Below are 11,596 nucleotides of genomic sequence, written 5' to 3'. Positions count from 1 at the left end.
AAGTTATTCTCATTCTTTTGATCAATTTTTTATAATTTTTCTATTTCTAATTTTAATTGTTCGAGCATGATACTAATATCAAGATTCGCTATGGGATCACCAAGCCCTGTACCTAAATTATCATTAGTAAATATTTGTTTTGCATTAGGATAATTTGGCGCCCAGACAAAATTATTAATAAATACATTATCAATCATCCTATTGTTATAAACACAAAGCATTTTTTTATCATAAATAGAAGCAATATGTACAATTGAAGTATCAACAGAAATCACTAAATTTGAAAACTTCACCAAAGCTACACTTTGAAAAAAAGAACCTAATGGGTTAATAACAATATTTTTTTTAGTTTTAATATGAGAAATTGTACTTGGTTCGCCAATAATAATTGTTATGCAATTATCATATTGAGACAAAAACGATAAAATGATATCAATTTGGGAATTAGAAAAACTTCTCGCCTGATTTGAACCATATGGGTTGAAAATAATGATATTTTTTTTTGAAGTAAGAAAAGGATTTATAAAATCTCTCGCTGAAAATTCGGCTTCTGTTGGAATATTAACAAAGTACTTTATGGGAGCTGATTCAATACTCATTAATTCAAGTATTTTTTGGCTTCGTGTTGAAATATGTGATTTGTATTCTTGATAGAAAATTGATGTATCATATAATTTATATTTTTCTTGATTAAAACCAATCGTATGTAATGGATTAATAGCTTGAATTATTTGAGCACGCCTTACACTATTTGGGCCTTTATCGACAAGATCTATTACAACGTCAATCTTTATATTCTGTAATTGTTCTTCTATCTGTTTTACACCTTTATTCCTATCGTAGGACAAAACACCATCCACCAAAATAAATTTATCAAAAAGAAAGGCAATTCTCTTTTCTACTACTACATATACTTTAAAATTATTTTCTCTGAGATAATGAATTAAATAGGAAGTGACTATTGCATCACCAATTCCTTGATCATTCATCAGAATGGCTACAGAACGATATTGTTCAAGAATAAAAGTCGATCGTTGTTTTTTTTTTCGATTTATTAATGCTAATTTAATAGCCAATTTAAAAGGTTTTATCTTTAAATTTCGTTGCCTATTTAAGTATTTAATACATTCTAGTAATTTATTTGCCATTCCTTTCAATATCCTATAATGCAAAAATCATCTATATTAAATCACAAAGTTTCCTTGGTATAATTTTGCATATAAACCATCCATTGATAACAACGTTTGATGGTTGCCTTGTTCAATAATTTTACCATTATCAATTACCAATATTTTATCTGCATTTTCAATAGTTGATAGTCGATGTGCGATCACTATTGATGTCCTCCCTTTCTGAAGATCGTCCAGGGCTTTTTGAATTGCTTGCTCTGATTCGGTATCTAAAGCTGAAGTGGCCTCATCAAGTATTAAAATTGGCGTATCTCGTAATAAAGCTCTTGCGATTGCAATACGTTGCCGTTGACCACCAGATAATAGCACACCACTTTCTCCCACTATTGTATTAAATCCATTTTCAAGTCCTATAATAAAATCATATGCATACGCTTTTTTAGCAGCTTCTTCAATTTCTTCTTGAGAATATTCGCCTACTTTTCCGTAAGCAATATTATTTGCAACAGTATCATTAAATAAATGCACGTTTTGTGAAACTAATCCAATTTGATTACGTAAACTATATAAAGTTAAATCTTGAATATTATTATTATCGATTAAAATTTTACCTTCACTTATATCGTAAAAACGAGTGAGCAAACTTGCGATAGTTGTTTTTCCTGAACCAGATCGTCCAACTAAAGCAACCGTTTTACATGGCTCTACTAAAAAACTAATATCTTGTAGTGCTGGCTCTTGTCTATTTTCATAGGTAAAAGTCACATGTTTAAATTCAATATTGCCTTTAACCCGCTCAATATTGATTTTTCCATTATCCTTCTCAATTGGTTGTTCAAAAATAGCAAATAACGTTTGACAAGCCGCCATACCTTTTTGAAAATCTGCATTAACACTGGTTAAGCTTTTTATTGGTTGCATTAACGCTACTAGTGAAGAAAAAACGACTGTAAATTGTCCTGGGCTAATGCTTAAATCAGGATTACTTGCCATTAACAAGACAAAAGCGATAGCAAACGAAATAATAAGTTGAACAATTGGTGTTGATAATCCTGAAATAGAAACTAATCTCATACCATCTCGACGAAATTTATTATTTACTTTATCAAAGTTTTTTGACTCTTCATCTTGAGCTCCAAAAAGGATAATTTCCCGATGACCTTTTAACATCTGTTCAACAGACATTGTGACACTGCCCATTGAATTTTGCATATTTTTGGCTAAACGTCTAAATTTCACAGAAATAAAAGTAATTAACCCAATAACAATTGGCGTAATGATAATCAACGATAAAGACAACTGCCAACTATTGCTAAACATAGTATAAAATAAACCACAAATAAACGCTGATTCACGTACTATTGTTATCAAAGCATCTGATGATGATGAGGCAACTTGATCAGTATCATAAGTAATACGAGACAACAACCTTCCTGTAGAGTTTTGATCATAAAAACTGACTGGTGCATTAACAAAATGATTAAAAAGGCGCTGACGAATATTAAGTACAATTTTAGTAGAAATCAAAGATAAAAAGAAAGCATATCCATAATTTGCAATACCACGAAGCAACACTAGCCCAAAGATATAAAAAGGCGCCATCATCAAAAAATGCTGATCATTTTCAACAAATCCTTTATCAAGTAAAGGCTGTAACAACGCAATAAGAGAAGTATCGGCAAACGCACTAAAAATAAGCAAAATTATTGATAAAAACAGAATAAACTTATGTTTAGCAATATAAGGCCATAACTTAGAAAACGTCTTCCATGTGGATATGTCTCGATCAATATCGTTGTTTATTGATTGATTATTATTTTTTTTCATAATATTTTTTGCTTTAAGAATTAAATTGCATTTGATACATCTTGGCATAAATGCCATTTTGAAGTAATAATGAACTGTGAGAACCTTCCTCTATTACCGAACCATCATCAATAACTAGTATACGATCAGCTTTTTCAATTGTTGACAATCTATGTGCAATAATAATTGAGGTTCGATTTTTCTGTAAATGCTCTATAGCCTGCTGAACAAATCGTTCAGATTCATTATCCAATGCCGAGGTGGCTTCATCAAAAATTAAGATAGGGTTATCGCGTAAAAGTACTCTTGCTATAGCGATTCTTTGTCGTTGTCCACCTGATAATAAAACACCATTATCACCAATCTCAGTATCCAACCCATGTTCTAATTTTTCGATAAACTCCATTGCATTAGCTTGTTTAGCGGCATTAATAACATCCTCTTGAGTATATTGATTTTTAGCACCATAAGTTATATTTTCAGCTATCGTGCCATTAAATAAATGAACTTTTTGCGAAACATAGCCTATTTGCTTACGCAATGAAGCAAGTGTATAATCGTTAATATTAATACTATCTAGTAGTATCTCGCCTTTTTGTATATCATAAAATCTAGGGATGAGGCTTGCTATCGTTGATTTACCTGCACCTGAACGTCCTACTAAAGCAACCGTTTCGCCTTCTTTAATTTTAAAACTAATATTAGTTAAAGATGGTGATGTCCTTGTTGGATAAGTATAAGTGACCTGACAAAACTCAATATCACCTTTTGCTCTAATTAACTCAATTTTTCCATTGTCTTCTTCAAGTGGTAAATTTAAAAGCCCGAATAGTGATTCGCAAGCAACAGCGCCTTTTTGTAATTCCAAATGAACACTAGTTAACTCCCTCAAAGGGCGCATTACCGCAACCATAGCAGAAAAAACAACAGTAAATGATCCCGGTGTAATATCTAAAGTTTGACTTGCAACAAGAAATAAAATTAATCCTAAAGCCAATGTAGCAACTAATTGAATGATCGGTGTTGATAAACCTGATACAAGTACAATTTTTAAAATGCTTTTCCTAAAAATCTTATTGATTGAATAAAAATTTTCTTTTTCATATTTTTGAGCATTAAAAATTAAAATTTCTTTATGCCCTTTCAACATTTCATCCGCAGCAGTTGTAATATTACCTATCCCTTTTTGCATAGAAACAAGTGTATTTCGAAATTTTTTTGCAATAAATTGGGCTATAAAAATAACTAACGGTACAACAATAATTAAAACTAAAGCTAATTTCCAATTACCATAAAACATAACGATACATAAACCGATAGCATAAGCAATTTCCCTTACTAAAATAATAAGAGCATCAGATGAAGCTTTTGATAATAATTGAGTATTATAAGTGATTACAGTGACAAGCTCACCAATAGGATTCTTATCAAGAAAACTGGTGGGACTTTTAACTAAGTGATTAAAAATCAACTGTCTAAATTTGGTTACAACCTTACCAGATAACCAAGAAAGACAATAAGTAGAACAATAGTTAGATAATCCTCGTAATGCAATTAACCCTATAATACCAATCGAAAAAAGAATTAATAACTCATAATTTTTATCCATTAACCCGTTATCTAATAGGGGTTTTGTTAACGAGATTAGTGTTGCGTCAGTTGCAGCATTGATCAAAAGTGCAATAATTGCAACAATTAACGCTTTTCTATGTGGATTAATAAACGGCCACAATTGTTTAATGGTATTCAATGAGCTATATTTATTAGACATAATAAAGTAAAAAAATTAATCAGAAGAGTGATTATACTATACATAGTCTATTAATTTGAAATTTTATTACAACTCTTTTCAACTAGAAAAAATTTGTTTTATCTATATAATGAAGTAATATTAAGTAAGTTTCTTAAATGATTCTTACAATATTAAATACTTGGTTAAGTAATCAGTTATTAGATAATAATTAATTTAAAACGATGTGATAGGAAATTGACTATGTATTTCGATGCAAACAGAATCATAAAAAAAATGATAATATTTGGAGCTAGAAATAACAATAACGTTAATCAACTAGACATCGCATATGGCATTGATAAAAACTTTTTTTTAGGTTGTGCCACTTCTATTACTTCCATTTTATTAACTAACCCTAGTTTATGTTTCAGTTTTCATATATTCACAAATTACATTAACAATGATCTTGAAAAAAAACTAGAGCAACTTACCGATAACTATAGGACAACCATAACAATTTATTTAGTTGATGACAATGGATTATCATGCTTACCAACTACTAAAAATTGGACAATTGCGACCTATTTTAGATTTATTGTGGCAGATTATTTTTATGGAAAAATAGATAAAATTCTTTATCTAGATGCCGATATCATATGCAAAGGTTCATTAAAAGAATTATGTACGTTAAATTTTGATAATAATATCGCCTATGTAGTGACAGAAAAAGATCCAATATGGTGGAACAAATGTGCTATTCGACTTGATGAGCATAAATTATCGTCAGGTTACTTCAATGCAGGATTTTTGCTAATTAATCTGAAAAAATGGCAAGAATTTAATGTAAATAACAAAGCATTAGAGTTACTTTCCGATTCAAATCGTTCAGGGAAACTCACGCATTTGGATCAAGATGTATTAAATATTATATTGCTAGAAAAAGTTAAGTATCTTGATAGAAAATATAATCAACAAGTCAGCATTAATTACGAATTAAAATATAAATCAAACATTAACTGTTACTCACCCATTTCAGATGAAACAATACTAATACATTACATTGGACCAACCAAACCATGGCACAAATGGGCTAGAGATTATAAATGCTCACAATACTTTATTGATGCTAAATCAGCATCTCTATGGAAATCAACACCTCTTCTATCGGCCATGACAGCGACACAAATGAGATATTGTGCAAAGCATAAACTGCATCAGAGAAAATTATTATCTGGTTTTATTTGTTATATAATATATTGTATAAAAAAAATAAAACACTAATAACATAATTTTTATAAAAAATTATTAGTAATTGTGTTTAACATTGCATCTGGACTATATTGATGCAAAATATCTAACGTAACAGGTGTAAACTTAGATTTCAAAAAAACTTCAATATTTTTATAATTTTCATCATCAAGAACAAAAATTTGCTCTGGCGAATAAAAATCATATTTTTTTATAGATTTATTAGTCGTAATTAATTTTTTATTAAATAAAATAGCTTCTATCGCTCTTAATGTCACACCTGTTTGACCAATCTGTCCTATTTCTAAAATAATATCACTTTGCTTTACCTTTTCTATATTTTCGAAATAGCTAATCTTTTCCCCTAATTTATAATGACAAGATTGTTCTAGTGAATGAGTTGTTTGTGTTGATTTATAATTGATTAAATTAAAATCTGTTTGATAACCATTTCGGTTTAATATAGGGGCAATTCTATTAATAACTTTGACTCTATTTTCCCAATATTCTCCTATAAAAAAGCAAGTTTTTATAGTATTACAAAAATGGTTAGAATTTACCCTCAATTCTTTCATCTCTGAAAAAGTAAATGGTAAAAATTGATTTAAATATGTAAAATTGTACTTTCGACAATCATCAAAATCAAAGCTATAAATCTTGTCAAAAAATGGGGTTATTTTATCCACATAATCTTCATGTTGACATAACCATTTTTTTTTGTTTTTCATGCTATGATTTAATACTTCAATAGTATCACGCAACACTAAAACTTTATGACATTGAAGATTTTTGACTAAGTCAATGAATCCAGAAATAGCAAAACCGCTACACAATAAAATATCATCAGATTCTAATGACCTTAACTTTATGAATTGGTGGAGTTTGATAAACCATTGTCTAGGTAGTTTCTTTCTATCCAATATAAGATTAATATCTCTAAAATGTTTCATTAATTTATTAAAAAGAACAACATCATATTCAGATTTTAAGACATTAACCATATGCTTTTCATAATCAGCATTCCATTCAGCAAAATAAATAGTCATTGAATAGCCTAAATAGATTTAATCTTAGAAATACAAGAAATTAATTTTTCTTTCCAATTTGAACCTGATAAATGGTATTTTTTAATTTTATCCATACTCATCGCAGAATATAACGGTCTTTTAGCTTTAGAGGGAAAAGATTGAGAATTAATTGGGGAAACAACAGGAATCTGAAATAATAAATTTTGATCTAATGCTATATCAAAAATATTTTTAGCAAATAAAAACCATGATGTAGATTCATCACCACAATAATGATAAATTCCGCCATCAGCATTTATTTCTATAAGCTGAATAATTACTTTTGCAATATCTCCAGCATAAGTTGGATTACCAATCTGATCATCTATAACCGACAGTTCTGATTTCTCGCCTGCTAACTTAAGCATAGTTTTGACAAAATTATTGCCATACTCACTAAACACCCAGGAAGTTCTAATTACAATCGTAGAAGAATAATTATCTAAGACAAACAATTCACCTGCTCGTTTAGTCTCACCATAGACATTAATCGGATTGGTTAAATCACCCTCTAAATAAGGGGAACTTTTTGTACCATCAAAAACATAATCAGTCGAAACATGAACTAGCTTTGCATGATATTTTTGGGCAGCAATTGCTAAATTCTTAGGACCGAGAGCATTAACTCTATAAGCTAATTCATATTCATCTTCGGCCTTATCTACTGCTGTATATGCTGCAGCATTTACAATAACATCAGGTCTATGCTCGGCAATAAAATTATCGACAGCTAATTTATCAGTTATATCTAGTTGTTGACTGCTAGTAATAAGTAATTGCCAATCTGTAGGGTAAATATCTTTAAAACATTTCCCTAACTGGCCATTAGCGCCAGTTAATAAAACTTTCATCAATTAACTATAACTCCTGTAATATTTTACCTAACTTATCTTTTGTCGATAATAATGGATTTGAAATCGGCCAACTGATATTTACTGTTGGATCGTTCCACAATAGACACCCTTCTGACTTAGGATCATAATAGTTAGTACATTTATATTCAAAGTCGGCAATATCTGACAGTACAGCAAAACCGTGAGCAAGTCCAGGAGGTATCCACAACTGTGTTTTATTATCTTCAGTTAAGGTAACGCCAACCCACTCTCCATAAGTTGGGGAATCTTTACGAATATCGACAGCCACATCAAAAACTTCACCTCTAACAACTCGAACTAGTTTACCTTGAGGATTTTCCTTTTGAAAATGTAATCCTCTTAACACATCTTTTTGTGAACGGGAATGGTTATCTTGAACAAAATTAAGTTCTATACCTAGCATTTCTTGGTATCGTTTTTGTTCAAAAGTTTCAAGAAAAAAGCCCCGTTCATCACCAAACACTTTCGGTCTTATAATTTTTACATCTGCAATATTCGTTGAAATAACTTCCATTTGCCCACCTATTCTATTGTTCTATCAATCTTGCTAAATATTGCCCATATAATGTTTTACCTGAACTAATGGCTTCTTCCTTCACCTGTTCAGCGCTCAGCCAACCATTACGATAAGCAATCTCTTCAAGGCAGGCAACTTTGAGTCCTTGTCTTTTTTCTATCACTTGAACAAACGATGATGCTTCAAGCAAACTGTCATGTGTACCTGTATCAAGCCAAGCAAAACCACGTCCTAGAATTTCAACATTTAACAGTCCTGCATCCAAATACATCTGATTAAGAGTCGTAATTTCCAATTCTCCGCGACGAGATGGTTTGACTTGTTTTGCCATTTCAACTACATTTTCATCATAAAAATAAAGACCAGTTACTGCCCAGTTGGACTTTGGCTTGGCTGGTTTTTCCTCAATGGATAATACTTTAAAATTTTCGTCAAAATCAACTACACCAAATCTTTCAGGATCCAGCACCTGATAACCAAAAATTGTTGCACCTTCTTTTTGAGCTACAACTCTTGCTAATTTTTTGCCAAAGCTTTCACCAAAAAATAAATTATCACCTAACACTAAAGAACAGCGTTGTTTTTGAATAAACTCCTCACCGATTAAAAAAGCTTGGGCTAATCCTTCCGGTTTAGGTTGTTTTGCATAACTGATCTTTATACCAAATCGTGAGCCATTACCTAATAATCGTTGGAACATGGGTAAATCATCAGGAGTGGTAATAATCAAAACATCGCGAATACCGGCAAGCATAAGTACAGACAAAGGATAATAAATCATAGGCTTATCATAAACAGGCAATAACTGTTTCGAAATACCTCGAGTTATGGGATAAAGACGGGTTCCTGACCCACCAGCTAATACAATACCTTTCATAAATTTACCTATATTAAATAATTCCTTGTCGGGATCTTGCATATGAGCCATCTTTAATATGATCACACCATTGTTTGTTTTGTAGATACCATTCTACTGTTTTACGCATTCCAGTTTGGAATGTTTCTTGTGGTTTCCAACCCAAATCTTGATAGATCTTTGATGCATCAATAGCATAACGCTGATCATGACCTGGTCGATCAGTAACATAAGTAATCAAATCTTTATAACACTTAACACCATCAGGCTTATTTGGAATGAGTTCTTCAAGTAATTCACAAATAATATTTACAACATCAATATTTTTTTGTTCATTGTGCCCACCAATATTATAAGTCTCACCTACTTTTGCTTTAGTAGCAACAAGATAAAGTGCTCTTGCATGATCTTCGACATATAACCAGTCTCTAATTTGCTGGCCATTACCATATACGGGCAACGGCTTACCTTCAAGAGCATTAAGTATCATTAATGGGATTAGTTTTTCTGGAAAATGGTATGGACCATAATTATTTGAACAGTTAGTAATAATTGTAGGTAAACCAAAGGTTCTATGCCACGCACGGACTAAATGATCGCTAGAGGCTTTGGAGGCTGAATAAGGACTACTTGGAGAATACGGTGTTTTTTCAGTAAATAAGTCACTTGTTCCATGCAGATCACCATACACTTCATCAGTTGAAATATGATGAAAACGAAATATAGATTGTTTGGTTGCATCTAATGTTTTCCAATAGGCTAAAGATGCTTCTAATAAAGTATAAGTACCTATTATATTGGTTTCTATAAATGTAGAAGGATTATCAATAGAACGGTCAACATGGCTTTCGGCAGCTAAGTGCATAATAACATCAGGGCAAAAGCCAGCCATAACAACATTAAGTTCCTTTCTATCACAAATATCGATTTGTTTGAAATGATATCGTTTATTCTCTGATACGCTATCTAATGATTCCAAATTCCCAGCATAAGTTAATTTATCAATAACCAATACTTCATCATTAGTCTGTTCAATAATATGTCTCACAACAGCAGAACCAATAAAACCAGCTCCTCCTGTAACAATAACTTTCATTAATTAACCCTCTAAAATCTTATGCATGGAATAATAATAACAAAGCCAATAAATAGCAATATTTAGAATTAGTTATTAATCATTATATGTAGGAAAATGCCGAGTTGTTTACACTTCATGATTTAAATAATCCTCTAAAAACTCATAAGATACTTTTCCCGAAATCGCTTTACGGGAGTTAACGATATTATAAAAATTAATAAAGCGTTTGGGTTTTTGTTTTTGTTTTCTTTCTTTTGAATTGCTAAATACTTGTTGATTATGTCACATCTTCATTAATGTTCGTATCACTCTTTCAGCTTTTCCATCGTTTGTGGGCAAGTAGCTATTGTGATCCTATTTGATTTGGAGAAAAATTTCTTGGTTTTGTGACCAGTTTTAGCCCATCAAAACCTTTTTTATTTAATATTACCCATCCTTCAACCGTATTGGCTGGCATCTGGAAGTGTATGACGCTTAAACCACTACCGTCATTGCTATTAAAATAATGTTCAAGCAATATAATTAACACTATATATGTTCACTACAACAACGAGCTAAGTTAATAAAAAAGCAACTAATTTGTCTGTTTTTTTAGATACAAATTAAAAAAAAATTATGAATAATTTTTTAAAAGATAAATCAATACATAACATATTAATTTAAAATGATTTATTCTTTATATTTCAAGACAATATTTGTTACTTGTTATTCTCTTTTATCAAACTAAATTTGATAAAAAATATATTTATAATTTTGTTTATAAAGTAACGCTATTATTGCCCGCTTATTTGCGGGCAATAGTAATATTTATAGTTTAGATTAGTTAATTAAAAAGCATCTTATTAAATAATAAAAAATAGCTATTTAACAACACGGAATGGATTTGCTTTTTTAGTAACTGTTTCTTGTTGTAATGGTGTTTTTTGATTTGATTTATATTGAGGTTCATCTTCAAATCCCATTCCTACACCATTTTCACGAGCATAAATTGCTTCGATGGCCGCCATTGGAACTACAATGTGTTGAGGGACACCTGAAAAGCGAGCATTAAACTCAATTTGCTCATTAGTTGCTAAATATTGTCCAACTGACTGTGGCGCAATATTTAATACTATCTGATTGTTTTGGATAAATTCTTGTGGCACTAATACACCATGTACTGATGTATTAACCACAATATAAGGTGTCAATTCATTATCTAAAATCCAATCATAAAAAGCCCTAAATATATAAGGGCGACGTGGAGACATTTGTTCAAATTCCATTAAGGTTACCTTGTTTAAGGTT

Annotated in this window: 10 protein-coding genes; 1 reads left to right on the top strand and 9 read right to left on the bottom strand. The window is 30.8% G+C overall.

Features of this window, described 5'->3' with window-relative positions; translation table 11 throughout:
* Positions 1-29 precede the first annotated feature (29 nt).
* From GQ589_RS02945 to msbA (GQ589_RS02935), 3 genes are read right to left on the bottom strand one after another with little or no spacing between them, the layout of a single operon-like run.
* A complete protein-coding gene (locus GQ589_RS02945) occupies positions 30-1,148 on the bottom strand; it encodes a glycosyltransferase family 9 protein (protein ID WP_160412528.1) in 1,119 nt (372 codons plus the stop codon).
* 36 nt (positions 1,149-1,184) lie between these two features.
* The gene (gene msbA / locus GQ589_RS02940) at positions 1,185-2,957 is read right to left on the bottom strand and encodes a lipid A ABC transporter ATP-binding protein/permease MsbA (RefSeq protein WP_202115008.1); all 1,773 of its coding nucleotides are present in this window, start codon (positions 2,955-2,957) and stop codon (positions 1,185-1,187) included.
* A gap of 13 nt (positions 2,958-2,970) precedes the next feature.
* On the bottom strand, positions 2,971-4,707 hold the full coding sequence (gene msbA / locus GQ589_RS02935) for a lipid A export permease/ATP-binding protein MsbA (protein WP_160412530.1): 1,737 nt from the start codon (positions 4,705-4,707) through the stop codon (positions 2,971-2,973).
* A gap of 222 nt (positions 4,708-4,929) precedes the next feature.
* Here msbA (GQ589_RS02935) and GQ589_RS02930 point away from each other — a divergent pair, with 222 nt between their 5' ends.
* On the top strand, positions 4,930-5,949 hold the full coding sequence (locus GQ589_RS02930; RefSeq protein ID WP_160412533.1) for a glycosyltransferase: 1,020 nt from the start codon (positions 4,930-4,932) through the stop codon (positions 5,947-5,949).
* Positions 5,950-5,960: 11 nt separating this feature from the next.
* Here the strand turns inward: GQ589_RS02930 and GQ589_RS02925 are convergent, their stop codons facing one another.
* The 6 genes from GQ589_RS02925 to GQ589_RS02900 all read right to left on the bottom strand — a co-directional run bounded on the left by GQ589_RS02925 (position 5,961) and on the right by GQ589_RS02900 (position 11,574).
* Entirely contained in the window at positions 5,961-6,962 is a 1,002-nt protein-coding gene (locus GQ589_RS02925) for a hypothetical protein (protein WP_160412535.1), read from the bottom strand.
* Between the two features lie 8 nt (positions 6,963-6,970).
* Positions 6,971-7,834, bottom strand: coding sequence for a dTDP-4-dehydrorhamnose reductase (gene rfbD, locus GQ589_RS02920; RefSeq protein WP_160412537.1), 864 nt, complete (start codon positions 7,832-7,834; stop codon positions 6,971-6,973).
* A 7-nt stretch (positions 7,835-7,841) separates the two neighbouring features.
* Positions 7,842-8,372 (bottom strand): dTDP-4-dehydrorhamnose 3,5-epimerase, encoded by a 531-nt coding sequence (gene rfbC, locus GQ589_RS02915; protein WP_160424504.1) that lies wholly within the window; start codon positions 8,370-8,372, stop codon positions 7,842-7,844.
* Positions 8,373-8,385: 13 nt separating this feature from the next.
* Positions 8,386-9,252 (bottom strand): glucose-1-phosphate thymidylyltransferase RfbA, encoded by an 867-nt coding sequence (gene rfbA, locus GQ589_RS02910; protein ID WP_160412561.1) that lies wholly within the window; start codon positions 9,250-9,252, stop codon positions 8,386-8,388.
* 13 nt (positions 9,253-9,265) lie between these two features.
* Positions 9,266-10,327: a dTDP-glucose 4,6-dehydratase gene (gene rfbB, locus GQ589_RS02905; protein ID WP_160412541.1), complete on the bottom strand. Its 1,062-nt coding sequence runs from the start codon at positions 10,325-10,327 to the stop codon at positions 9,266-9,268.
* Positions 10,328-11,169: 842 nt separating this feature from the next.
* Entirely contained in the window at positions 11,170-11,574 is a 405-nt protein-coding gene (locus tag GQ589_RS02900) for a ClpXP protease specificity-enhancing factor (protein ID WP_160424502.1), read from the bottom strand.
* Between the last annotated feature and the right edge of the window lie 22 nt (positions 11,575-11,596).

It is taken from the genome of Gilliamella sp. Pas-s27, from assembly GCF_009795865.1.
Lineage (GTDB): Bacteria > Pseudomonadota > Gammaproteobacteria > Enterobacterales > Orbaceae > Gilliamella.
Note: the sequence above shows the minus strand (reverse complement) of the source record. Positions and strands in the feature narration are given on the sequence as shown.

Coding starts and splice junctions, on each gene's coding strand:
- GQ589_RS02945 (WP_160412528.1), bottom strand. CDS start 1,148: ATGGCAAATAAATTACTAGAATGTATTAAATACTTAAATAGGCAACGA.
- msbA (WP_202115008.1), bottom strand. CDS start 2,957: ATGAAAAAAAATAATAATCAATCAATAAACAACGATATTGATCGAGAC.
- msbA (WP_160412530.1), bottom strand. CDS start 4,707: ATGTCTAATAAATATAGCTCATTGAATACCATTAAACAATTGTGGCCG.
- GQ589_RS02930 (WP_160412533.1), top strand. CDS start 4,930: ATGTATTTCGATGCAAACAGAATCATAAAAAAAATGATAATATTTGGA.
- GQ589_RS02925 (WP_160412535.1), bottom strand. CDS start 6,962: ATGACTATTTATTTTGCTGAATGGAATGCTGATTATGAAAAGCATATG.
- rfbD (WP_160412537.1), bottom strand. CDS start 7,834: ATGAAAGTTTTATTAACTGGCGCTAATGGCCAGTTAGGGAAATGTTTT.
- rfbC (WP_160424504.1), bottom strand. CDS start 8,372: ATGGAAGTTATTTCAACGAATATTGCAGATGTAAAAATTATAAGACCG.
- rfbA (WP_160412561.1), bottom strand. CDS start 9,252: ATGAAAGGTATTGTATTAGCTGGTGGGTCAGGAACCCGTCTTTATCCC.
- rfbB (WP_160412541.1), bottom strand. CDS start 10,327: ATGAAAGTTATTGTTACAGGAGGAGCTGGTTTTATTGGTTCTGCTGTT.
- GQ589_RS02900 (WP_160424502.1), bottom strand. CDS start 11,574: ATGGAATTTGAACAAATGTCTCCACGTCGCCCTTATATATTTAGGGCT.